Source organism: Lonsdalea quercina subsp. quercina (assembly GCF_000688655.1).
Classification (GTDB): Bacteria; Pseudomonadota; Gammaproteobacteria; order Enterobacterales; family Enterobacteriaceae; genus Lonsdalea; species Lonsdalea quercina.
Map to the genome: position 1 here is coordinate 275,348 of NZ_JIBO01000004.1, position 24,628 is coordinate 299,975.

General features: G+C 52.8%; 19 protein-coding genes. 11 read left to right on the forward strand and 8 right to left on the reverse strand.

The genetic code is table 11. The annotated features are described in order from the left end of the window. Positions 1 to 3 precede the first annotated feature (3 nt). From gmd to RZ35_RS04100, 4 genes are read left to right on the forward strand one after another with little or no spacing between them, the layout of a single operon-like run. The gene (gmd, locus tag RZ35_RS04085; protein WP_026742156.1) at positions 4 to 1,038 is read left to right on the forward strand and encodes a GDP-mannose 4,6-dehydratase; all 1,035 of its coding nucleotides are present in this window, start codon (positions 4 to 6) and stop codon (positions 1,036 to 1,038) included. Continuing rightward, on the forward strand, positions 1,038 to 1,934 hold the full coding sequence (locus tag RZ35_RS04090; protein WP_026742157.1) for a GDP-mannose 4,6-dehydratase: 897 nt from the start codon (positions 1,038 to 1,040) through the stop codon (positions 1,932 to 1,934). The genes gmd and RZ35_RS04090 overlap by 1 nt, the downstream gene beginning before the upstream one ends. Then, positions 1,935 to 3,068, forward strand: a complete 1,134-nt coding sequence (locus tag RZ35_RS04095; protein ID WP_036152598.1) for a glycosyltransferase family 4 protein — start codon at positions 1,935 to 1,937, stop codon at positions 3,066 to 3,068. A gap of 8 nt (positions 3,069 to 3,076) precedes the next feature. After that, positions 3,077 to 4,213, forward strand: coding sequence for a glycosyltransferase family 4 protein (locus RZ35_RS04100; protein ID WP_175527818.1), 1,137 nt, complete (start codon positions 3,077 to 3,079; stop codon positions 4,211 to 4,213). Positions 4,214 to 4,288: 75 nt separating this feature from the next. On the opposite strand, the gene RZ35_RS04105 is transcribed toward RZ35_RS04100, so the two are convergent. Further along, the gene (locus RZ35_RS04105) at positions 4,289 to 6,157 is read right to left on the reverse strand and encodes a polysaccharide biosynthesis protein (RefSeq protein ID WP_026742159.1); all 1,869 of its coding nucleotides are present in this window, start codon (positions 6,155 to 6,157) and stop codon (positions 4,289 to 4,291) included. A 188-nt stretch (positions 6,158 to 6,345) separates the two neighbouring features. On the opposite strand from RZ35_RS04105, the gene RZ35_RS04110 reads away from it, so the two are divergent. Continuing rightward, the gene (locus RZ35_RS04110) at positions 6,346 to 7,299 is read left to right on the forward strand and encodes a UDP-glucose 4-epimerase family protein (protein WP_455709692.1); all 954 of its coding nucleotides are present in this window, start codon (positions 6,346 to 6,348) and stop codon (positions 7,297 to 7,299) included. Positions 7,300 to 7,333: 34 nt separating this feature from the next. Further along, on the forward strand, positions 7,334 to 7,882 hold the full coding sequence (locus RZ35_RS04115) for a sugar transferase (RefSeq protein WP_036152648.1): 549 nt from the start codon (positions 7,334 to 7,336) through the stop codon (positions 7,880 to 7,882). 68 nt (positions 7,883 to 7,950) lie between these two features. Here the strand turns inward: RZ35_RS04115 and RZ35_RS04120 are convergent, their stop codons facing one another. From RZ35_RS04120 to RZ35_RS04140, 5 genes are all read right to left on the reverse strand, one after another. Further along, a complete protein-coding gene (locus RZ35_RS04120; RefSeq protein ID WP_026742162.1) occupies positions 7,951 to 9,258 on the reverse strand; it encodes an ABC transporter substrate-binding protein in 1,308 nt (435 codons plus the stop codon). Then, complete coding sequence (locus RZ35_RS04125) at positions 9,251 to 10,336, reverse strand: ABC transporter ATP-binding protein (RefSeq protein WP_026742163.1); 1,086 nt, start codon at positions 10,334 to 10,336, stop codon at positions 9,251 to 9,253. Before RZ35_RS04125 ends, RZ35_RS04120 begins: the two co-directional genes overlap by 8 nt. Continuing rightward, positions 10,336 to 11,157 (reverse strand): phosphodiesterase, encoded by an 822-nt coding sequence (locus tag RZ35_RS04130; protein WP_026742164.1) that lies wholly within the window; start codon positions 11,155 to 11,157, stop codon positions 10,336 to 10,338. Before RZ35_RS04130 ends, RZ35_RS04125 begins: the two co-directional genes overlap by 1 nt. An 11-nt stretch (positions 11,158 to 11,168) precedes the next feature. Next, entirely contained in the window at positions 11,169 to 12,053 is an 885-nt protein-coding gene (locus RZ35_RS04135; protein ID WP_026742165.1) for a carbohydrate ABC transporter permease, read from the reverse strand. Then, positions 12,043 to 12,915 carry a carbohydrate ABC transporter permease gene (locus tag RZ35_RS04140; protein ID WP_026742166.1) on the reverse strand — a complete coding sequence of 291 codons (873 nt, stop codon included), beginning with the start codon at positions 12,913 to 12,915 and terminating at the stop codon, positions 12,043 to 12,045. Before RZ35_RS04140 ends, RZ35_RS04135 begins: the two co-directional genes overlap by 11 nt. 728 nt (positions 12,916 to 13,643) lie before the next feature. On the opposite strand from RZ35_RS04140, the gene lpxP reads away from it, so the two are divergent. The 3 genes from lpxP to RZ35_RS04155 all read left to right on the forward strand — a co-directional run bounded on the left by lpxP (position 13,644) and on the right by RZ35_RS04155 (position 18,189). Continuing rightward, the gene (lpxP, locus tag RZ35_RS04145) at positions 13,644 to 14,570 is read left to right on the forward strand and encodes a kdo(2)-lipid IV(A) palmitoleoyltransferase (RefSeq protein WP_026742167.1); all 927 of its coding nucleotides are present in this window, start codon (positions 13,644 to 13,646) and stop codon (positions 14,568 to 14,570) included. A 358-nt stretch (positions 14,571 to 14,928) separates the two neighbouring features. After that, entirely contained in the window at positions 14,929 to 16,296 is a 1,368-nt protein-coding gene (locus RZ35_RS04150; RefSeq protein WP_026742168.1) for an NCS2 family permease, read from the forward strand. A 246-nt stretch (positions 16,297 to 16,542) separates the two neighbouring features. After that, on the forward strand, positions 16,543 to 18,189 hold the full coding sequence (locus RZ35_RS04155) for a Na+/H+ antiporter (RefSeq protein ID WP_026742169.1): 1,647 nt from the start codon (positions 16,543 to 16,545) through the stop codon (positions 18,187 to 18,189). 48 nt (positions 18,190 to 18,237) lie between these two features. Here RZ35_RS04155 and acs read toward each other — a convergent pair whose 3' ends face one another. Beyond that, a complete protein-coding gene (gene acs, locus RZ35_RS04160; protein ID WP_026742170.1) occupies positions 18,238 to 20,196 on the reverse strand; it encodes an acetate--CoA ligase in 1,959 nt (652 codons plus the stop codon). A 763-nt stretch (positions 20,197 to 20,959) separates the two neighbouring features. Between acs and RZ35_RS04165 the strand changes: the two genes are divergently transcribed. Both RZ35_RS04165 and RZ35_RS04170 read left to right on the forward strand, forming a co-directional pair. Next, positions 20,960 to 21,352: a hypothetical protein gene (locus RZ35_RS04165; RefSeq protein ID WP_026742171.1), complete on the forward strand. Its 393-nt coding sequence runs from the start codon at positions 20,960 to 20,962 to the stop codon at positions 21,350 to 21,352. Positions 21,353 to 22,085: 733 nt separating this feature from the next. Then, positions 22,086 to 23,096 (forward strand): AI-2E family transporter, encoded by a 1,011-nt coding sequence (locus tag RZ35_RS04170; protein WP_026742172.1) that lies wholly within the window; start codon positions 22,086 to 22,088, stop codon positions 23,094 to 23,096. A gap of 145 nt (positions 23,097 to 23,241) precedes the next feature. On the opposite strand, the gene RZ35_RS04175 is transcribed toward RZ35_RS04170, so the two are convergent. Next, a complete protein-coding gene (locus tag RZ35_RS04175) occupies positions 23,242 to 24,393 on the reverse strand; it encodes a L,D-transpeptidase family protein (RefSeq protein ID WP_026742173.1) in 1,152 nt (383 codons plus the stop codon). Positions 24,394 to 24,628: the final 235 nt, after the last annotated feature.

Consider the following 24,628-nt stretch of genomic DNA (forward strand, 5'->3'; position numbering starts at 1 on the left):
AGTATGAAAACTGCAGTAATTACCGGCATCACTGGCCAAGACGGCGCTTATCTTGCTGAGCTGTTGTTGGATAAAGGCTATGTAGTATACGGAACTTACCGTCGCACCAGTTCAGTCAACTTCTGGCGTATTGAAGAGCTGGGAATCGATAAAAATCCTAACTTGCATCTGGTCGAATATGACCTGACCGACCTTTCTGCCAGCATTCGTCTACTGCAGCAAACCCAGGCGACAGAGGTTTATAACTTGGCAGCCCAAAGTTTTGTCGGTGTTTCGTTTGAACAGCCACTGACGACAGCCGAAATCACAGGGATTGGCCCGGTTAACCTGCTTGAAGCAATCCGTATTGTTAATCCGAAGATTCGATTCTATCAGGCCTCAACTTCCGAAATGTTTGGCAAGGTTCAGGCTATTCCTCAAAAAGAGGACACGCCTTTCTACCCTCGTAGCCCTTATGGTGTTGCCAAGTTGTATGCACACTGGATGACGATTAACTACCGCGAAAGTTACGATATTTTTGCGTCTAGCGGGATTCTGTTCAATCACGAATCCCCGTTGAGAGGACGTGAGTTCGTGACGCGTAAAATCACTGACTCTGTGGCCAAAATCAAACTAGGCAAACTGGATGTCTTAGAACTTGGCAATATGGATGCTAAACGCGATTGGGGCTTTGCCAAAGAGTATGTCGAAGGTATGTGGCGTATGCTGCAAGCCGACAAGCCGGATACATTTGTTCTTGCAACTAATCGTACCGAAACAGTGCGTGATTTCGTTGAAATGGCGTTCAAAGCGGCGGGTTATACCTTGCGCTTTGAAGGTAAGGACGAAAACGAGATCGGTGTGGATGTTGCCACCGGCAAGACACTGGTTCGGGTTAATCCTAAATATTTCCGTCCTGCAGAAGTTGAGCTATTGATTGGTAACCCAGAGCGCGCAAAAGAAGTGTTAGGCTGGGAGCCAAAAACGTCTCTGGAAGAGTTATGCCAGATGATGGTTGAGGAAGATCTGCGCCGTAATCAGCAAGGGTTTTCTTTCTGATGTTGGCTACTGGCAAACGTGCCCTGATTACCGGGATCAATGGGTTCACTGGCCAGTATATGGCAGCGGAGTTATCCGCTGCCGGATTCCGGGTATTCGGGATGGGTTCCATGCCATCGGAAGAAGCCGATTACCATCAGGTGGATTTGCTTGATCTTGATGCTTTAACCAAAGCCGTCGACGAGATCGCGCCTGATGTGGTAGTGCATCTTGCTGCTATTGCATTTGTGGGTCATGGGGACGTTAATGCCTTTTATAACGTTAACCTGTTGGGAACGCGAAATTTGCTCCAGGCTTTGCATTCGTCGGGCCGTCAATTAGATGCAGTACTGCTTGCCAGTAGTGCTAACGTCTATGGCAATAGCACTGAAGGGACGCTCAGTGAGAATACGCGAGTTAATCCAGCCAATGACTACGCTGTCAGTAAATTAGCCATGGAATATATGGCAAGTTTATGGGGGGATAAATTACCTATTATTATCGCTCGCCCATTTAACTATACCGGCGTGGGTCAGGCGGATAATTTTCTCTTGCCGAAAATCGTTAAGCATTTTAAACAAAGAGCTTCCACTTTAGAGCTAGGAAATATTGACGTTTGGCGAGATTTTACAGATGTGCGGGCGCTGTGCCGTGCCTATTTAGGGTTATTGAAGATCAAGCCCGTAGGAGAAACGGTTAATGTTTGTTCAGGAAAGGTATACTCGATCCGTGATGTCATACATCTGTGCGAAAAAATAACTGGTCACACTTTAACAATTTCAGTCAATCCTGCCTTTGTTAGGGCAAATGAAGTTAAGACACTTTGTGGAGATGCAACAAAGTTACGTTCAATCATTGGTACATGGGATACGCCTGCCCTTGAAGAAACTCTTCGTTGGATGCTGGAAAGCGAATAAATGAAAGTCATATTCGGTACAGATTCTATTAGGTACCCTTTAACTGGAATTGGTCGTTATGCTTACGAGTTAGCGGCTTGTTTAGAAAAAAGCTCAGAGATCTCTGAGCTTTTGTTTCTTCGAGGAAGGACATTATCTAACAACATTCCTGTTGCTAAAGAAACAATATCATCAGGGTTCAGTCTACGTAGAATATTGCTTAAAAGTAGATTGATTTCAGAGATTTATCGTCATACTGTACCCTCACTGAAGTCGCAAACATTAAAAAAACATCGTGATGCTATTTACCATAGCCCTAACTTTTACTTGCCTCCCAAAGTAGGTCCAAGTGTGGCGACATTTCACGATCTTTCCATCTTTACTTGGCCTCAATGCCATCCGAAAGCTCGTATTAGATTTATGCAAAAAGAATTACTCTTAACGATCAAACGAGCAGATATTCTGATCACTGATTCGGATTTTACGCGTAGAGAGCTCGCGGATTATTTCAATTTCCCTTTGGACAGAGTTTATTCTGCGCATTTAGCAAGCAGTGGGGACTTTTACCCACGCGAGTTTCAAGCTATCACAACAGTGATTGCAGAGTATGGACTCAGTGCGGGCAATTATTGCTTATTTACTGGCTCTATCGAGCCCCGTAAAAATATTGAAACACTTCTTGATGCTTATGAACGACTGCCATTAGCGCTGCGACAGAGATATCCATTAGTTATCTGTGGTTTTAAGGGCTGGAGCAGTGATGCTTTACATCACCGTTTCGAGAAGGGACAACGTGCAGGATGGTTGCACTATTTAGGCTATATGAAGTCTGCTGATCTTCCCTACTTATTTGCAGGTGCGCATAGTTTTATCTTTCCTTCTCTTTATGAGGGATTCGGTTTACCTGTCCTGGAGGCTATGGCATCTGGCGTGCCTGTCATATGCTCAAATAGTTCATCTCTCCCTGAAGTTGTCGGTGATTGTGCGTTGATGTGTGATCCTCTGGATACGGAATCGCTAACTGAGTTGATTCAAAAAAGTATCGAAGATGATATGTGGCGCAATCAGGCTAAAGCAGATGGTTTAGCACGCGCTGCGCTGTTTTCATGGCAACGTTGCGCTCAAGAGACGATTCGCGCTTACCAGAAAATTTGAGATTTTATATGTTGAAAGTTTTGCACTTTTATAAAACCTATTATCCGGATACATTCGGAGGAGTAGAACAGGTCATATTTCAATTGAGTGAAACAGTTAGTCGTCGTGATATTTCTGTGACAACGCTAACGTTAAGTCCACGGGGTAATATTGATGGTGGAGTAGTTGGATCTCATTCATCCTATTATTCAAAAACAAGTTTTGAGCTGGCATCTACGCCATTTTCTTTCAACGCTATAAAAAAATTCAAAAAATTAGCAGAGCAGGCTGATATTATTCATTATCATTTCCCTTATCCATTTATGGATATTTTGCATTTTATTTCAGGTGTCAGAAAACCCAGTATTGTGAGTTATCATTCTGATATCGTGAAACAAAAGTTCGCCCTAAAAATCTACTCGCCATTAATGAATAAGTTTTTAAGTTCTGTCGATTATATCGTTGCATCCTCTCCTAACTATTTGGCTTCAAGCTCTACCTTGCAAAAATTTTCATCTAAGGTGAAAGTCATACCTTATGGACTGGATAGAAACCTTTATCAATCCGTCGGTGCTGAAAGATTAGATTATTGGCGCGGACGACTCGGTGAACGTTTCTTCCTTTTTGTCGGTGCTTTCCGATATTACAAAGGACTGGATGTCCTTTTGAATGCAATGGAAGGCGTAGACTATCCATTAGCCATCGTTGGAGTTGGCTCATTGGAATCGGAACTTAGAAAGCAAGCCGAAGATTTAAGATTGAAAAATACACATTTTCTCGGGTTACTTTCAGAAGAAGATAAAATTGCACTACTACAACTCTGTTGTGGCGTGGTATTCCCTTCTCACCTTCGTTCTGAAGCATTTGGTATCACGTTGCTTGAAGGCGCTATGTATGCCAAGCCTCTTATTTCGTGCGAGATTGGTACAGGCACAACGTATATTAACGTCGATGGGGAAACCGGAATCGTCGTTCCTCCAGAAGATTCCGGCGCGCTCAAATTGGCAATGACTACTCTTTGGGAAAATCCTTTATTAGCAAAAGATTATGGCGAAAAAGCGCTTGCACGCTTCAATCATTTGTTCACTTCCGAGAAAATGACGCAAAGTTACATAGAGCTTTACCAAGAGATGATGGAGAATAGAACGGTTTCCGACCGCCAATAGATGAATAGAAATAATCTTATTTTCTCTGAAATTAGCCCCAAACGCTGCGGGGTTAAATATTACCATCCAAATATTTTATAGTGCATTCACCACATATCCTGTTGGCGCTTCCAATAAAATTTTCTTAATGCCTTCGACATTGAAACGGTGACAGGCTTCATCTAACTCTTTTAGCAAGTCCTCCATCTCTTTCCAGCTTAACTTTTCCTCTAGCGCCGTCATGATTTTAGGGTGAGAAGTCCCTTCCACATTTTCGCTGATCAAAAGCTCCTCATAGAGTTTCTCTCCTGGGCGCAGACCGGTGAACTTAATGGCGATATCGCCTTCCTCACCAGAGCCTTCAACATATTCTTTCATCCCCATCAAATGAATCATCCGACGGGCGAGATCGAGAATTTTCACTGGTTCACCCATATCCAGAACGAAGACCTGGCCGTTGTTGCCCATGGCGCCGGCCTGAATCACCAGCTGGGCGGCTTCGGGGATCAGCATGAAGTAGCGAATGATATCCGGGTGGGTAACGGTGACCGGTCCGCCCTGGCGAATTTGTTTTTTAAATAATGGGACAACGGAACCGGAAGATCCCAATACGTTGCCAAAACGCACCATGGTGAACACGGTTTGTCCCTGCCTGTCGGCCTGCGCTTGCAAGACCAACTCTGCCAGCCGTTTACTGGCCCCCATGATATTAGTGGGACGTACGGCTTTATCAGTAGAAATGAGGGTGAAGCTGTTTACGTTCGCCTCGATGGCGGCTTCAGCACAGGCGAGTGTTCCGAAAACGTTATTGCGAATGCCTTCGATAACATTGTCTTCAACCAACGGTACGTGTTTGTATGCCGCCGCATGGTATACCGTGTCGACGTGGTTATCGCGCATCACTTTGAGCAGACGGTTCTGTTTTTGAACGGAACCCAGAGTGGTGACAACCCGAGTTTCGAGTCCCAGCCGCTGTTTGATGCTTTGTAACTCCTGATCGATGGTATAGAGGTTGTATTCGTTCAGTTCAAACAGCACCAGCGTGCTGGGTTTCAGGGCAATAATTTGGCGGCAAAGTTCAGCGCCGATGGAGCCGCCAGCTCCGGTGACCATCACAGATTTCTGAAAGATGTTTTTCGTCAGCAGCGCTTGGTCGGGGTCGACCGGCGCGCGCCCTAAAAGGTCTGCTACCTCCAGGTCTCTGACTTCTGTCGCGTGAGCGCGTCCCGCGACAATATCTTCCATGGAGGGCACTGACTGGACTTCAATAGGCCAGTGAGACAATTTTTCCAACAGCCTGAGTCGAAGGCCTTTCTTGATGTTGTTGATGGCCAAGAGCAATTTGACGGGTTGATACAGCTTTTGCAGCGTATCGAATTCGCCGCTGTGGTGGACGCGAATACCGCAGATAATCTGGCCTGCTTTACGTACATCATCATCCAGGATCACGACGGGATGGAACTCGTCGCCTTGCGTTAAAGCATAGGCAAGATCGCGACCAGTAGCCCCGGCCCCGTAGATAAAGACGTTAGGCTTTTGGCGTTTGTAATAGTGATAGTAGAAGCTGCGAATAAAAACACGTGGACTACCCAGGCTCAGGATCGCTAACCCCGCATAGATAAAGGGGACGCTGCGCGGCACGAAAGACTGAAAGAAAAAGCTGCTCAGGGCAAGCGTCAAAGTCGACAAGATGACAGCGAAGAACACGTTGCCCAAGGCTGGCAGCATCATGTAGCGCAGTACGGCGCGGTACATCCCGCATCGAATAAACACGGCGATGGTGATCACCAACGTCACCAACAGGCTGGCTATTTCCGAAAGGCCAACATGGAAGGTGTAAGTGCCCAGACGAAAGGCAACCGCCAGATAGAGCGAAAAGATAATCGCGGCAACATCATACAGAACGGTAACGATACGTTTGTTTTTTCTTGGCGCGTTAAGCAATGCATGAATGGGGTTAAACATCTAAAGCCTGGATGTCAGATGATGAAATTGGGTTTTGTTGTTACTATCCACAACCATTGTAGACACCCCTTTTTTTATTAGCTAGCGGGAAGTATATCCCCTCATAGTGTGAGGTTAATATGTATACGATGGCGTCCGCTATCTTACGAGTGTCGGCTTTGGAAAGGTAATTCATTTTGAAACTATTAGTGACAGGAAGTACTGGGTTTATTGGGCGCCGCGTCGTTGAACTGGCTCAAGCTCAGGGAATATCGTGCCTGTCCCATCGCAGTGAGAAGCAGGGCGCTGCAAATCAGGAAGGCGTCGTCTACAAAAATCTGTCGGCCAATGCGAACTGGCGTGAGGCGCTTGATGGTATCGATACCGTCATTCACTGTGCGGCTCGCGTACACCAGATGCAGGACGCGCAGCGCGATTCGCTGTCGCTATACCGCGAGACCAACGTGGCCGGGACGTTAACGCTGGCTCGCCAGGCGGCGGAGGCCGGGGTGAAGCGTTTCGTGTTTCTCAGCTCCATCAAGGTCAACGGAGAAGTAAGCCCACCCGATCATCCTTTCACACCTGACGTCACGCAGCCTCCGCAAGATCCTTACGGCCTGAGTAAATATGAAGCTGAGCAGGGCCTGTGGCGGATTGCGCGTGAGNCCGGGCTTCAAGTCACGGTGATTCGCCCGCCGTTGGTTTATGGGCCTGGCGTAAAAGCTAACTTCCGTACGATGATGAATTGGATCCGCAAAGGGTTACCCTTGCCGCTGGCGGCCGTAAAGAACAAACGCAGCCTGGTTTTTGTCGATAATCTGGCGGACCTTATCTTGCTATGCGCCCATCATCCGCAGGCCCCGGGCGAAACCTTTCTGGTCTCAGACGATCACGATGTGTCTACCGCTGAGCTGCTCACTGATATGGCGACGGCGTTGGGCGTCGCCAGTCGAATTTGGCCGATGCCGCCGCGCTGTCTGTTATGGGCGGCGAAGGCGCTGGGCAAAGCGCCCGTCGCGGAAAGATTATTGGGGTCGCTGCAGATCGATATTTCTCACACCTGCGATCGTCTGGCGTGGCGGCCCGTTGTGGCTTATCCTCAGGCGCTTGCGCTGACCGCCAGCGCCTATCAGGCTGAGCGCGACCTGACGGGCAACGCCTGATTTAACCGATAAAGATCAAGGTGTAATACACATGATGTATCGTTTTTTAGATATCACGCTCGCGTTGATTGGACTCTTTTGTTTATGGCCCGTGATGGGGGTTATTTATCTCATCGGGCTGTTCGATACCGGCTCGCCGGTGTTCATTCAGCAGCGGGTAGGGCGTCACCAACGGCCTTTCAAACTGATTAAATTCCGCNCCATGGCGGTCGCGACCGAGTCGGTGGCGACGCATTTGGCCAACCGCCATGCGGTGACCCCGCTGGGCGCTTTTTTGCGTAAAACCAAGCTGGACGAGCTACCGCAATTAATCAATGTGGTTCGGGGCGAAATGAGTCTGGTGGGGCCGCGCCCCTGTCTGTTCAACCAGCGGGAACTGATTGAGGAACGTCAGTCTCGTGGCGTATTTGACGTTCTGCCGGGCATTACCGGGTTGGCGCAGATCAATGCCATCGACATGTCTACGCCGCAGAAGTTGGCGGAATGGGATCAGCGCATGATTCAGACCCTGACGGTGAAACGCTATTTTCGCTATCTGCTGCTTACGGTGGTGGGTAAAGGCGCGGGCGACCGCGTGCGCTGAGATTGCCCGCCCGCGGCCTGCCGACGGTCACGGGGGGGCCAGGCAGCCACTCCCTGGCCGCCAAAGGCTTACCTCACGTCCTCTAATGCCGTTTGGTCCACATAGGGCTTCATCAAGCTGTCCGCTTCGCGCTGGGCGGCATTGGCGGCCTCCTGCGGCGTCACCTTTTCACTGTTCACTACGGCCGCCAGCTGGTTTTCCATCGCTTTACGTACCGCCACCGTTTCGTAAGTGGCGTACCACGGGTGGGCATAGCTCAACTGCTGCAATGCCGTTTCGGCGCGCGGATCGGCTGCCAGATAGGCCTTCATCTCCGGCGTCTCATAGGCGGCTTTTCGCGGCGAGAAGTAGCCGGTAAAACGGCTCCAACTGCCGTTGACCTGCGGACTGACCAGATAGGTCAGGAACTGGTAAGCTGCCTTTTTCTGCGCTTCCGAGATGCCTTTGAAACTGACCAGGCTACCGCCGCCGATCGGCACCGCGCGCTGTAGGCGCGCCGGCAACATCGCCACGCCCAGTTCGAAATTCTGACTGTTTTCCCGCATGAAGCCGAGCGCGCCGGTGCTCAGCATCGCCATCCCCAATTTGCCGGAAAAAAATGCCGCACCGATCTGTTTGGAATTGAGCACGCCGGACGGCATCACCTTGTCGCGATAAATCAGGTTCTGCCAGAAACGCAGCGCACCTATCGTCGAGGGCGCATTGTAGTAAACCTCGCCGGGGTAGTCTGGATTGAAGTACTGACCGCCGTTGGCGCGCGTCAGCGCCGAGAGTAGCCAGGCACCATAATCGTCGTTGGTGGAGGGCAGCATGATCCCCCACTGTCCTTTGCTCTGGTCTGTCAGTTTCTGCGCGATCTCCCGCATCTCCCGCCAGGTCTGCGGCGGCTGTTTGATACCGGCCTGGTCGAACAGGGTTTTGTTGTAATACAGGATCGGCGTCGAGTTATGGAACGGAATGGCGTAGGTGACACCCATCACCTGCGCGTTTTGATGCATAGCGGGCCAGAACTCGCTGTGCAGGAATGCCGAGGCTTTTTGATCGCCAAATTTGAACAGCTCGTCCATGGGCAAGATTTCCTGTTTCAGCGCCAGATCGGTCGTGAAGTTGGCTGACATGATGNCCAGCGCGGGCGGCTGTCCGGCCTTGGCCGCCGCCTCCGCTTTGATTTTGGTGGTGTCATAGTTGCCGGTGAAAATGCCGCGCACCTCAACCTCCTGCTGTGACTGGTTAAAGTCTCGGATGACGCGAGTCATCTCCATCGTCAGTTTGCCGTCGACCGGCGCCGGAAACATGAAGTCGATATTTTGTTTGGCTAGCGCGCCGCCGGCGAATGACATCGCCAGTCCGAACGCCAGCAGTTTGATACTACGCATGAGGGATCTCCTGAAATAGGTTATGACCGGTAGCCGCATCAAATAGATGAATATCCGTGGACTCGATGCCAAGACGTACAGGATCGCCGCGATCGGGAACGTCGCCCCGATTTCTACGGCAGTAGCGGAGCATGCCGATGGCGGTCTCTACGTGTAGCAAGTACTCACCACCGAGCAGCTCTCGCTGCGTGACGCGTCCAGCCAACTGAAATGTATGTACGCCCGGCTCGGGCTGATCGATGAGGTGTTCTGGCCGCACGCCGAAAACGATCTCGGGAATGTGAGTGGCCTGCGTGGGGAGCATTAGCGTGTCTTCATCGAGCATGACGCTGCCGTTGCGACAGGAAAGCCGGACCAGATTCATGGCGGGGGAGCCGATAAACCCCGCGACAAACACGTTAGCCGGATACGCGTAGAGCTGCTCCGGAGTGCCGATCTGTTGCAACTCTCCGCGATCCATCACCGCAATACGATCGGCCATCGTCATCGCTTCGATCTGATCATGGGTGACATAGACCGTGGTGGTCTTTAACTGGCGGTGCAACGCCATGATGCCGTCTCGAACATCGGTGCGCAGGCGCGCATCCAGATTCGACAGCGGCTCATCCATCAGAAACAGACGTGGGTTGCGTACGATAGCGCGCGCCATGGCCAGCCGCTGACGTTGCCCGCCCGACAGTCGGCCCGGCTTCCGGTCCAGCAGGGCTTCCAGCTGTAGCAAGCGGACCGCGTCTTCCAGTCGCGCCTGACGTGTCGCTTTGGGTTCCCGCCGTATCCGCATGCCGAAAGTGATGTTGTCCCTGACCGTTAAGTGCGGAAATAGCGCGTAGTTCTGGAAAATCATGGCGAAATTGCGCTCGCGCGGCGACGTGGCCGTGACATCTTCTCCTTCAAGCCAAATCTGGCCCTCGCTGGGGCTTTCCAGACCGGCCAACAGCCGCAGGAGCGTGCTCTTCCCGCAGCCGGAGGGGCCAACCAGCACCAGAAACTCGCCGGAAGCGATCTCTAACGAGACCGACGTCAGCGCCGATTTGCCCTCGAAGCGTTTGCCGAGATTCTGTAGTCGTATCTGGCTCATCACGCGTCGTCCAGCGGGCAGCTAATGGCCGCGTTATACAGCCACGGTCCGGGATAATGCGACAGCGGATGCAGGTAGCTCACCAGCTGATTATCCACCAGGCGGTGCATCAGACAGGCGGCGGGGGACATATCGTAATAAGGGCGCGCGTCTTTATGGTGATAAGGCACCTGATGCACGGTCCCGGGAATGGTTGCGATAATCGCCTGACGATATTGGGTGAAGATCATGCAGTGATTATGGCCGCAGAAAACACGGATGAGGGCCGGGAAACGCTCGATGAGCGCCAACAGACGGTGCCCGTTTTCACAGGCAATGTGATCCATTTGGGCGGAGCCTAGCGCCAGCGGCGGGNGGTGCATGAAAATAGCGACGGGCTTGTCGTCGAGGCGGAGCTGACCTTCCAGCCAGTTCAACGTCTCTTCCGTCAGCCATCCTTTAGACGATCCTGCCTGGCTTGAGNCGATAAACAGCAGGCGCAGCGGGTAATCGTCGATGGCGTAACGGATATTTTGTGGATCGAAGCCGATCTGCGGACAGATGGCGTGTAGATACTCCTGAAAATAGGTTTTGTCATCATGATTGCCGGGGATGAGATAGAGCGGGTAGTCCAGCGCCCCCAGCGTCTGGCGCGCCAGGCGATATTCCGCCGCTTGGCCGCAGTTGACGATGTCGCCGCTGACGACCACCGCGTCAGGGCGTTCCTTCAGTGCATTGAGCTGGGACACCACGTCCGCGTTGGCCGCGTTGACATCAATGAATCCATACAGGTTTTGTCCCTGGTGACGAAAATGCGTATCTGAAATATGCGCTAACAGCATGAGTCACTCCGTTATTTTATTCCTGAGAAGCCGAAGCTTTTGAGGAACTGTTTTTGGAACAGGATGAAAGCCAGCATCAGCGGCAGGCAGACCATTAGCGTACCGGTGCCGATGGCGCCCCACTGACCGCCGGACTCCGCGCCCATCGCAAAGGACACCAGCCCGACCGTAAGGACCTGTTTGTCCGGATCGTTAAGCATCATCAGCGGCCACAAATACTCGTTCCAGTGGTAGGTCAGGCTAACGGTGGCGAAGGCCATCATGGAGGGCCAGGACATCGGCAGCAGGACGCGATAGACGACCTGCCACCAGCGGCAACCTTCCATCAGGGCCGCTTCTTCGATCTCTTTGGGAATAGTCATAAAGGCCTGGCGCATCAGGAAGACGCCGAAGGCTGAAGTGAAGTAGGGCATCATGACGCCGGTGAGCGTGTTAAGCAGACCAAACTGCTGCAACGTCATCATATTCGGCACCATCATCATCACCGGAATGATCATTAACTGGACCAAAAACAGGATGAACAGCGTCTGTTTGCCGCGGAACTCGTGGCAGGCAAAGACATAGCCTGCCGTGGAAATAGTCAGCAGTTGCACCAACAGGGTGCCGAAGGCGAAGAAGGCGGTATTGGCGTAGAGGCGGATCCAGTCGGCGCTGTACCAGGCGTCACGAAAGTTATCCAGCGTCAGCGGCCAACGGGGTAGCAGAGAAGCCATACCGGGGCCGAACGTGCTGGGGCTGAATGCCGCCGACAGCATCCAGATGAACGGCGCCACCCACAGCAGCGCGGCGCAGATCAGCAGCGCGCCGAGGGTGATGCGCCTGCTTTGGCGCCAGCGTATCCAGGTGGGTCGTGGGACGGTTTCAGTCCGACAGACGGGCGTTAATTCAACGCTCATAGTGCGCTCCTTTTTCCAAGACTTTCAAATTGATGAGCGAGAAGAGGAACAGGGCGAGCAGGGTGATAAATGTGGCGGCGGAGGCTTTGCCGAAGTCATGAGTGTCCCATGCCAGATTCTGGATGTAATAGAGCAGTACGGTGGTGGCGTTATCCGGCCCCCCGTGCGTCATGACGGCGACGTGGTCTATCTGGGTGATGGCGTAAATCAGCGCGGTAGTGAGCACAAAGCTCAGCGTTGGGCGCAGCAGCGGCAGCGTGACGTAGAAGAACACCTGTACCGGCGATGCGCCTTCCATGATGGCGGCTTCGCGCACGGATGCGGGAATGCCTTGCAGACCGGCCAAGAAAAACAGCATGTAGTAGCCTGCGAATTTCCAAATGCCGATCAGGCTCAGGGCCAGCAGCGCGCTATGGCTGCGTCCGAGATAGTTGTTGTTCATGGGGCCGAAGATCTTGGCCAAATGATAGTCCAGCAGCCCCATTCCCGGCATGAATATAAACAGCCACAGCGCGGCGGCGCTCACCATCGGGATAATCATCGGAAAGAAAAAGGCGGTGCGTAACCAGCGGTTTACCGCCGTGTTTTGCCACAAGGCCAGCGCGAGCATCAATGCCAATATCACGCCAGGGATGACCGTCAGCAGGATGTACAACAGGTTGTTCCAGAGCGCGCGCCAGAATACGGGGTCGTCCAGCAGTCGCGCAAAATTGCTCAGACCGACGAACGGCGCGTTATCGCCGGTCATACGGGTATCGAACAGGCTGTCGTAGACCGACCGTAGCAAGGGAAAGNAGGTGAACAGAGCGAGAAACAGCAGTGAAGGCAACAGAATGAGCCAGGGCAACCAGTGACTGCGCATGTGAGGTTTTCCGTCGTCAACGATGAAATTGAGCGGTTATCCTGAGGGGAAAATGCTGCATCCGCATGGCGGAACCATGACGGTTTGGTGACGAGGTCGTGACGTGACCGTCCGTATCGCCAGGCACAACGCCGGGTGAGTCTCTTTGGTGAACTTACTCGGCGACTGCATCCTGCGTGACTGCCCCCTTGACGCAGCGCCGCAATATGAAAATAAAGAAAGTAGAACCCCGGACGGTCTAGGTTGTCGAATTGGACAACAGCGAATGACGTTGGAAAGCAGCGGCACAGGTTGTCTAGACTCAGCGTATGACCTGAGCGGAAATGAGAGGGAGAGAACGCGGTTTTGGCCTCAGGTGTTACGTAGGTTGCGGATTATTCTGATAGGAATGGGCGGCGCCATGTCTGTTCAGCATGTTACACTGCCCGCCGCAGTCGCAGGGCGTGTGCCATCTACGCGCGCACTCTCTTTCTAACAGTCGATATCCCTATCGTTTCAGGCTTTGTTATCGCGTTAAGTTGTGCGCCAGCGTGGACTATTTTAGGTAATATAGTTTTACCATTAATTGTTGGCCTGCCTGGGGTCGATTGTTTCCTCTGCCATTACCATTCCGCTTTAGTCGGTTTTCCCGGCCTGCGTGGTAAGGAATTAACGGTTTTTTTGTCATTTCTGGCATGGTCCGGCTGATAGCTGCTGTCATTCCAGCATGGCGTTACGAGATGATAGCAATGAGCACCACCAAAAAATTCACCAAAGATTTACTCCATCCCCGTTATTGGCTCGTCTGGTCAGGACTGGCCCTCTTATATCTCCTGGTGCAGTTGCCGTATCCGCTGCTGATGTACACCGGGCGCGGGCTGGGTAACGCCGCCCGTTTTTTCCTGAAACGCCGAGTCAGCATCGCCCGCCGCAACCTTGAACTGTGCTTTCCCACCATGTCGCCGCAAAAGCGTGAGGCGATCGTCAAAGAAAACTTCGCTTCACTGGGCATGGCGCTCATGGAAACCGGCATGGCCTGGTTTTGGTCCGATCGCCGCGTACGCGCCTGGTGCGAAGTCGTCGGGCTGGAGAATTTGGAGCAGGCAGGCAGCGAACAGCGGGGCGTTATGGTGATCGGCGTACATTTCATGTCGCTGGAGCTGGGCGGCAGAGCGATGGGATTATGCCGACCGATGATGGCGATGTACCGGCCTCACAACAATAAAGTGATGGAACTGGTGCAGACCTGGGGGCGTTCCCGCTCCAATAAAGCCATGATCGATCGCAAAGATTTACGCGGCATGGTGCAGGCGCTGAAACGCGGCGAGGCGGTCTGGTTCGCGCCGGATCAGGACTATGGCCCGCGCGGCAGCGTATTCGCGCCGTTCTTCGCCGTCCCTCGGGCGGCGACGACCAGTGGAACGTTCACGATCAGCAAGCTGGCCAATCAGCCAGCGATGGTGACCACCATCTTGATCCGCAAACCGAAGTGCAAGGGCTATCAACTGGTGATTCAACCCGAGTTAAAGGACTATCCACAAAACGACGAAACGCAGGCGGCGAGCTATATGAACCGCGTGATCGAGCAGGAGATCATGCGCGCGCCGGAACAGTATCTCTGGTTGCACCGGCGGTTCAAAACTCGACCGGTAGGAGAAGCGTCGCTTTACCTCTAAAGGCTTCCTCAATTTAAAGACGGGCAACCGCTCATGGCGGATTGNCCGTCTTTGATCATGAAGGAATGTCGGTGCAATAAATAAATAGTTTTTGAAATTGCCGCCCTAAAAACGGGATAATCGCAGGCTTACTTTACGGCAGCAAACGTTGTCCCGACGTTGTCGGGGCTTTAGGGGGCGTTTCTGTCGCGGGTGATGAACCAGGTTGTTTGTCTTAGGCAAGGGATAAACGGCGTGGCGTTAGCTGAATTTTGGCTCCGTTTCTGCTTCACCCCATCTCTGGTCGGTCACCTCGTGCGTGTCGTCCGGATTAGATGAACAGAGACTTAATAATAATGACTTAGCAAGGGATACCACCATGTCCAATTCTACTCGTCAGGCTGATGAGGCTGCCCGTCCTCGCGGCGCACTCGACGCTTTCTTCAAAATCGCTCAGCGAGGCAGCAGCGTACGTCAGGAAATACTGGCGGGTCTCACCACGTTTCTGGCGATGGTTTACTCGGTTATCGTCGTTCCCAGCATGTTGGGAAAAGCCGGCTTTCCGCCTGCGGCTGTCTTTGTTTCAACCTGTCTGGTGGCGGGCTTCGGCTCTCTGCTGATGGGGCTGTGGGCCAATCTGCCGATGGCTATCGGCTGCGCAATCTCTCTGACCGCGTTCACGGCGTTCAGTCTGGTGCTGGGGCAGAATATCAGCGTGCCGGTCGCGCTGGGCGCCATTTTCATGATGGGCGTGCTGTTTACCATTATCTCCGCCACGGGGATCCGTTCCTGGATCTTGCGTAACCTGCCGCAAGGGGTAGCGCATGGCGCGGGTATCGGTATTGGTCTGTTTTTGTTGATCATTGCCGCTAACGGTATCGGTCTGGTGGTGAAAAACCCGGGCGCCGGTCTGCCGGTCGCGATGGGCGAGTTTACGGCGTTCCCGGTCATGATGTCGCTGCTGGGGCTGGCGGCGACAATCGGTCTGGAAAAACGTCGTGTTCCCGGCGGCATTCTGATTGTCATTATCGCCATTTCCGCACTCGGCCTGATTTTTGATCCGAACGTGACCTACCACGGTTTGTTCGCATTGCCGAGCCTGAGCGATGCCTCTGGTCAGTCGTTGTTCTTCAATCTGGATATCAAAGGCGCGCTGCAGCCTATCGTCCTGCCGAGCGTGTTGGCGCTGGTCATGACGGCGGTATTCGATGCGACCGGGACCATTCGCGCGGTAGCGGGGCAGGCGAATTTGCTGGATAAAGACGGTCAGATCATCAGCGGCGGTCGTGCGCTGACGGCCGACTCCGTGAGCAGCATTTTCTCCAGTCTGATGGGGACCTCGCCTGCGGCGGTTTACATCGAGTCCGCAGCCGGTACGGCGGCCGGAGGGCGCACGGGGCTGACGGCGACGGTGGTCGGCGTACTGTTCCTGCTGATGCTATTCCTGTCTCCGCTCTCCTATCTGGTGCCGAACTACGCCACCGCGCCCGCGCTGATGTACGTCGGCCTGTTGATGCTGAGCAACGTATCCAAGCTGGACTTCAACGATTTCGTCGACGCGATGGCCGGTTTGGTCTGCGCTGTCTTTATCGTGCTGACGTGCAACATCGTGACCGGCATCATGCTCGGTTTTGGTTCGCTGGTACTGGGTCGGGTTTTCTCCGGCGAATGGCGCAAGCTGAATGTGGGCACGGTCATCATCGCGGTTGCGCTGGTGGTGTTCTACGCCGGCGGCTGGGCGCTGTGATACTGTCGCAAAGACTGTAATAGCGAGAGGGGAACGTTATCGTTCCCCTTTTTGTCAACTCATTTCCTTTTTTCTTTTTTCGTTGCCTTTTCATCGCGTTCCTTCTGTTATTATTTTCTTAGGTCGATGACGACATTGCTCGAACGACGCTTAAGGTCAATGCCCTACGCGGCCCAGCCAGAAACATGTCACGTCACCTCACCGGTGTAAGCGCGTTGATCGGTTACAGCAAGAACTAAGGAAAGCATGGAAATATTTTTTACCATCTTGATTATGACGCTGGTGGTTTCTTTGTCCGGCGTTATCACACGTATTCTGCCCTTTCAGATACCGTTGCCACTGATGCAGATTGGCCTGGGGGCGGTGTTGGCCTGGCCTAAGTTCGGTTTACACGTCGATTTCAATCCTGAACTGTTCATGGTGTTGTTCATCCCGCCGCTGTTGTTCGCCGACGGCTGGAAGACGCCGACGAGAGAGTTCCTTCGCCATATGCGAGAGATCCTCGGGTTGGCTCTGCTGCTCGTTCTTATCACCGTTGTCGGCATGGGATATCTCATTCATTGGATGGTGCCGGATATGCCGCTGGTGGCCGCCTTCGCGCTGGCGGCGGTGTTGTCGCCGACGGATGCGGTGGCGCTGTCGGGGATTGTCGGCGAGGATCGCATTCCGAAAAAACTGATGGGGATCCTGCAGGGCGAAGCGCTGATGAACGACGCGTCCGGTCTGGTATCGCTCAAGTTCGCCATCGCTATCGCCATGGGCACGATGGTGTTTACCGTGCATGGCGCCACGCTGGAATTTCTGCAGGTGGCTCTGGGCGGCTTGCTGGCGGGGATTGCCATCACCTGGGTCTACAGTAAATCGCTCGGGTTGATCAGTCGCTGGAGCGATGACGACGCCGCAACGCAAATCGTCCTGCTGCTCCTGCTGCCGTTCGCCGCTTATCTGATTGCGGAACACTTGGGCGTGTCGGGCATTTTGGCGGCAGTCGCGTCGGGGATGACGATTAGCCGCTCGGGCATGATGCGCAGCGCGCCGTTGAACATGCGCCTGCGTGCCAACAGCGTCTGGTCCATGCTGGAGTTTGTGTTTAACGGCATGGTGTTTCTGATGCTGGGGCTACAGCTGCCGAGCGTGCTGGAGGAGTCGATCGTTCAGGCGCAGAGAGACCCGACGATTGAGACCTGGATGCTGTTTACCGATATCGGCATCATCTACTTTGCGCTGCTGCTCCTGCGTTTTTGCTGGGTATGGCTGATGAAGCATTACAGTTTACACATTCAGAACAAACGCCCGATGGTGTTCGCGGAGTACTCCGCGCGCGAGCTGTGGATCGTCTCGTTTGCCGGAGTGCGTGGTGCCATCACGCTGGCGGGCGTGTTGTCCATCCCGCTGTTGCTGAGTGATGGCAGTGATTTCCCCTCCCGCTACCAATTGGTCTTTATCGCGACCGGCGTCATCCTGTTTTCATTGATGTGTGGGGTGATTGCGCTACCGCTGTTGCTCAAAGGCATTGTAATGACGGACAAAAGTTCGCATAAAAAAGAGGAACGACTGGCCCGTACCGCCATGGCCAAAGTCGCCATCGATAGCCTGTTGAAAATGCAGGAGCGTTTGGCGGCCGACCGTGAGGATAATATCGATGAACAGGTGTTGAATGAGGTCTGCGCGCAGGTCATCGGGATGTTGCGTCGGCGTGTGACCGGCAATGATGAGCTGGAAGCCAGTATTGCGATTGAGAACCTGGANCGCCGTTTCAGACTGGCCGCCGTCAACGCGGAACGCGCCGAACTTTATCACCTGCGTGCGACGCAGCAGATCAGCAATGAAACGCTGCAAAAGATGCTGCGCGAGCTGGATCTGCTGGAAGCAGTGCTGATCGAAAAGGTCTAGGTCAGGCTATGCCCCGTTGCTCGATACTGACGTTGCGGGGCATTTTCATCAGAGCGGAGCATTCGGGATCGGCTTTTCCTCCAGCAGCTGAGCGATGACGCCTGGGTTGGCCAGCGTCGAGATATCTCCCACATTATCGCCCTCGCCGGCGGCAATTTTTCGCAGGATCCGACGCATGATCTTGCCGGAACGCGTCTTAGGCAGAGCCTCCGCCCAGTGTAAAATGTCGGGAGTGGCAATCGCGCCAATCTCTTTACGCACCCACGCGCGCACCTCCTCATGCAGTTCCTCCGTTGGTTTTTCGCCGCGGTTCAGCATGATGAAGGCATAAATGGCCTGTCCTTTCACGCCGTGTCCCACTCCCACGACGGCGGCCTCGGCAATTTTGGGGNGGGAAACCAATGCGGATTCGATTTCCGCCGTCCCCAGCCGATGACCGGACACGTTCAACACATCATCCACGCGGCCCGTGATCCAGTAATAGCCGTCTGCGTCACGACGTGCGCCGTCGCCGCTGAAATAGCGCCCTTTGAAGGTTGAAAAGTAGGTTTCCTCGAAACGGGCGTGATCGCCGAAGAGTGTGCGTGCCTGCCCCGGCCAGGCGTCGGTGATGACCAGATTGCCCTCGCATTCCCCTTCCAATAGACGGCCCTCGCCATCGACCAATGCGGGGTTGACGCCGAAAAAAGGCAGCGTGGCCGCGCCGGGTTTGAGAGCAATGGCCCCCGGTAACGGGGTGATCATGATGCCGCCGGTCTCCGTCTGCCACCAAGTATCCACGACCGGACAGTCGCCGTTGCCGATCTTATGGTAATACCACTCCCAGGCTTCCGGATTGATGGGTTCGCCGACGGATCCGATGAGCTTTAACGTTTGGCGAGTCGATCCCTGAATCGCCTTATCGCCGTCCGCCATGAGCGCGCGAATGGCCGTGGGGGCGGTATACAGAATATTGACCCGATGCCTGTCTACGATTTGTCCCAAGCGGCTGGCGTCCGGCCAGTTGGGAATACCTTCAAACATCAGTGAGGTCGCGCCACAGGCCAGTGGTCCATATACCAGATAGCTGTGACCGGTGATCCATCCGATGTCGGCGGTACACCAATAAATATCGCCGGGGTGGTAGTCAAACACGTATTTGAAGGTGAGGGCCGCGTAAACCAGATAGCCGCCGCTGGTGTGCAGCACGCCTTTGGGCGTGCCGGTTGAACCGGAAGTGTAAAGAATAAACAGCGGATCTTCGGCTTGTAGTTCTACAGGCGGACAGCGATCGTCCGCCTGTTCCATCAATGCGTGCCACCAGCAATCGCGATCTGCTTCCCAGACCACGTCATTGCCGGTATGCCGAAACACGATCACCCGTTCTACCTGACTGAGTCGCGGGTTTTTCAACGCGTCGGTTACGTTTTGTTTGAGGGGGATCGTTTTTCCGGCTCGCTGGCCTTCATCCGCCGTGATCACCATCCGGCTGCCGGAGTCGAGCAGCCGGCCTGCGATGGACTCCGGCGAGAAGCCGCCGAAAATGACGGAGTGAATTGCTCCGATACGGGCGCACGCCAGCATGGCGATGGCTGCCTCCGGCACCATCGGCATATAGAGAGTAATAACATCGCCTTTGCCCATCCCCTGTGCTTTTAACACGTTGGCGAATCGGCAGACCGCTAGATGGAGCTCACTATAGGTCAGGCATCGGGTGCGTTGCCCGTCATCGCTCTCCCAAAGAATGGCGTTTTGCTTGGCGTTATGTGGCAAATGGCGATCCAGACAGTTGGCCGACACGTTCAGTGTGCCGTCTTCAAACCAGCGGATATCGATATTACCCGGAGAAAATGAGGTTTTTTTAACCGACTGGTAGGGTGTGATCCAATCGACTATCCTTCCTTGCTGACGCCAAAACGTATCGGGATCGTCAATGGACTGCTGATAAAGTAGCCGGTAGCGCTCGGCGGTGATCAGCGCCTTATCCGCGATGGCGGCGGAGACCGGATAGGGGGTGTGCTGGCTCATTGTGCATCTCCTTTATATTTTGGTTAACACTATGTCAATAAAATGTTAATTGCATTTTGAGGCGCGAGTTTGTTTGTTTTTTGCGCGAACGATCACGGATTACTCCAGTACGGGTAATGTTTTCAGCTGGCAGAATTGAGCAGCGGGAATAGAAACGAGGAGCCTAATCGGGGTTAAAAATAGTGACCAATATCACATTTCATTGAATAGACAGATGATTTTTGTCCTCATGAAATTGAATAGCTACATTGCCTAACAATCATCGATTTAATCTATTCTTAAAAAGAATTTGATCGGTGTATGCGATCAAATGGCGTAAAGATCGCGCTTATTTGGCCGATTAGATCTAAGCGAAATGAGGTATAGTGCCACAGTCTTGATTCATGAATGGTTCGAGTTAACGGAATGTGACGTGCATTAGGTGCGTTGGATAAGGGCATATAGATTAGGTTGTATCGTTGTTCAACAGAACTATATTCCATTCGCTTTAGTAAGAAATCTATGAGCATCCTTTTAAGGAATAGCTCACAAACACTTTGTTAATTAATTATAAATAAGCATAAAGAATCAATGCGCGAATTAAAGCGGCATTTCGACATAACTTAGAGAGTTGATGCTATTTATGGCACGGTTTGTTTTTCTTCTGTCGGAACGTTTCCGACGGGGTGAGGATTGCCATCATCAGAAGATCCATCTTTGTCTGGTCGAACTGATGTCTGGCTTTATCATTTTCTATACAGCTTGATATAGAACAGAGGAAACAATGAGTCTGATATTTGGGCGAAATGACATCATCGGCATATTGAGTACCCCGATCCATAATGACCGCCGGGCGGTCGCCATCATTGACGAAAAATGCCAGGTACTCTGCGCCAATTCTGCATTCAACGCCCATTTTGGGCTATGCCCGAATTCCAGAAAACCGGCATCTATCGACGAGATACTGCCTATTAATGTGAGGTTTGCTTTCCAGGACTTTATCGCCGACAAGAATGTGCTGAGCACACATGTCAGCTGCGAACTGCTTGCGGATGGCTTTATGAAAAAACCGATAAGCACACTGACTTTTTCCAAGTTGAATGTCGAAAGCCGTGTGTTGTCGCTGATCATCCTTAATGACGGCGGTGTGTTCTTGAAACCGGGTCTGGCTTCCTGAATCCAATCCTCTTGGTCTCTTTGTGGGAACGACAGACATACTGTTGGTATCGCTGTCGTCCGCTCTTTTGGATGTTTATACCTAAGTTTTATGAATCTTTTATCTCAAATTAGAGAATCTAATCAGTAAGCGGTGGGAATAGACGGCCCTTCTTCTACACACGCTCATGCCATATTTCATAAATAATATTAAATTATTTCTCTCATCCTTCTTTTTCCCTCATCGACGTATGGGGTAATATTCGCTGAGCTAACCTCATCTTGGCCTCGCTTTTGTGCATTATGGAAGCGGAGCCATGCCCGGACCAATGAGTCAAATTAAATGTCACCACGAAATTCCGTTTCGGTATTAGTACTAATACAACGATGACACCGCGTTAACCTTATTGACATTTATATGACTGCGCTTTTTCCCGAATAACCAATGAACCTATTATTTACAGCGGTATTCGTTATCCTTCAGGCTTAAATTGGCGCATGAACGGTTTGGTAAAATGATCATTCGATCTATTCGGCTTAGGCGCCTGTGGCGCTGGCGACGTTGCTCGCCTCGATCGAAGGCTGATGAAAGATCTACGGTAAATTGCTGCTGGCGTTTCCGAGGTAAAACGCTAAGAATAATTGCAGAAAAAGCATTTCATGGTCAGAACATCACTCTTTCTGCGGGCTTCGCTATGTCAGGGAACAGGGGAAGGCGATGCTTTGACGCAGCATTACGGACACAGGATGCCATCATGCAGTTGTTGAATTTGAAACAGGCCCGATTGTTAAGTTTTGTCTTTGTTATGGGAGGGTTGCTGCTGTTGATTCAGCTGCGTTTACTAGCTTGTTTTATCGCCGGTTTTTTGGTGTACGAAATTATCAATCTACTGACGCCCCATTTTCAGAAGGTCATTAGCGGTAAACGCGCTCGCCTGGCTGTCGTCGCCGTGATCAGCGCTTTGGTTGTCAGTCTGCTGAGCCTCATGTTCGCCGCGTTGGCAGGGCTATTGATGCAGGAAATGAGGGACACCCGCGTTTTCAACGCGCGTATCGCCTACATACTGGGTGATGTGCAATCCCAGATCATGACTTTTTTGCCGGGCTACCTGCCGGTTAGCGTTGAAGAGTTACAGCAAGAGATTATCCAGTGGCTACAGCAGCATGTTGCGATTTTGCAAAATCTGGGGAAAAGCTTCCTGCACGGCTTCGTTACGATGCTGATAGGCATGATCCTGGGGGCGATCATTTCGCTGTATAACGTCGATCATCGCGTGGACAAGCCGTTGCTTAAAATGGAGCTGCTGAACCGCGTCGCGTTGCTATCGGCTTCATTCCGCAACATCGTCTTCGCGCAGGTGAAAATCTCGCTGGTGAACACGATCCTGTCCGCCATTTTTATACTGGGCATTCTGCCGGCGTTCGGCATTCACCTNCCGTTTTCGAAAACGCTGGTCGTGCTGACGTTTGTTTTTGGCCTGCTGCCGGTGGTCGGGAATTTGATCTCCAACGCGATGGTTTTCATCTCCGCACTCTCCATCTCGCTGCCGACGGCGCTGATCGCTCTTCTTTATCTGATGTTGATCCACAAGCTGGAATATTTCCTTAATGCGCAGATCGTCGGGACAAGAATCAAAGCCCACGCCTGGGAGATTTTGCTGGCGATGCTGGTGTTTGAGGCGGCTTTTGGTTTATCCGGCGTGATCGCCGCGCCCATTTATTACGCCTATCTGAAAAGCGAGCTAAAGCAGGCTGCGCTGATCTAACTTTCCTAAGCGTTTACCGTTCTAGGTGGGGACGGCCTGACGCACGGTCTATTACGCAAGTCCGGGCAGATCAGCGTAGGTGAATGCGTGAGAGGGGCGGATGGAAATTGCAACAAGGCGGCTGAGCGCCGCCCTGTCGAAGAACTTAAGACTGGCTAGGTGTCTCTGAAGGGGCCGTCGCAGTGTCGGTTTCTTCCGGCGCTGCTGTGGCATCGGGCGNCGTCGTTTCCGGCTGTGCGGTATCAGACTGCGGCGGAGTTTCCGGTTGAGTGGTCTCCGGCGCAGCAGGCGCGTTCGCTTCCGGTGCGGGCTGCTGTACGGTCTGCGGCTCGACCGGCGCGGTATTCTGCGGCGCTGTCGGTGACGCAGGGTCATTGGCCGGGCCGTTAACCTTGAGCGGAATGCCGAGACGATCGTGAATCACCTGATTAACCGTGCTTTCGTTTACGCTGGCATCAGTCAGAATCTTGGTCACGGCAGGCGTCAGCGTCAGCGGCACCGGCGTGTCGGCGTTAAATTCTTCCACGGTGCGCGACAGTGGGTGGTGAACCTCGAGATAGCGGGATCCGTCAGGCTCCGTCGTTGCTTTTACCGGTTCATTGATGAACTGAACGCGCGTGCCGACCGGCACATGATCGAACAGGTATTTGATATCGTCGGCGCGCAGACGCACGCAGCCGTGGCTGACACGCAGGCCGATGCCAAAGTTGGCATTGGTGCCGTGAATGGCATACAGGCGTCCAACATACAGCGCATACAGGCCCATCGGGTTATCCGGACCGGCCGGGTAGACCGCAGGCAGCGTCTCGCCGCGTGCGGCGTATTCGGCATGCATAGCGGCGGTCGGCGTCCATGTCGGGCCATCTTTCTTCCGCTGTACCGAGGTGACCCAGTTAATCGGGGTGTCTTTGCCTAATTCGCCGATGCCGATCGGCAGCACCACGACGGTATTTGTGCCTTTCGGGTAGTAATACAGACGCATTTCAGCGCTGTTGATCACAATGCCCTGACGCGGCGTATCCGGTAGGATCAGCTGCTGGGGGATGACGATATCGCTGCCGGGTTTGGGCAGGTAAACATCAATCCCCGGATTCGCTTCCATCATATTGCTCAGCCCCATTTGGAACTGGGCGGCAAAATGCTCTAGAGGCTGGGTGCTATCGCTGGGGATAGTAAAGTGAATGTTTTCACCCACCAACCGACTTTTACCGGCAGGCAGAGGATAGACTACGGCCAGGGCTGCCTGGCTAAAGCTGGCAGCAGCCAAAACGAACGTTAGAATCGCACGAATACTCATGTGGGTATCTTAATTGAGTGTGAAGCCATACCGGCGGAAAATGGTTATTGTGGTCATTATTGACCTGTGCGCATTATATGGTCAGATCGACTTAATTGGGAAACAACATGTGTAACCAATCACACTTTTTGAAGCCCATTTGCGTGGTTTGTCATTTTTGGCATGGAAAAGTGCCGGGGACGTTGTCCTGACAGGGATACCGTCACATTGGCCGCTGCTTATACAAGTCAACCTC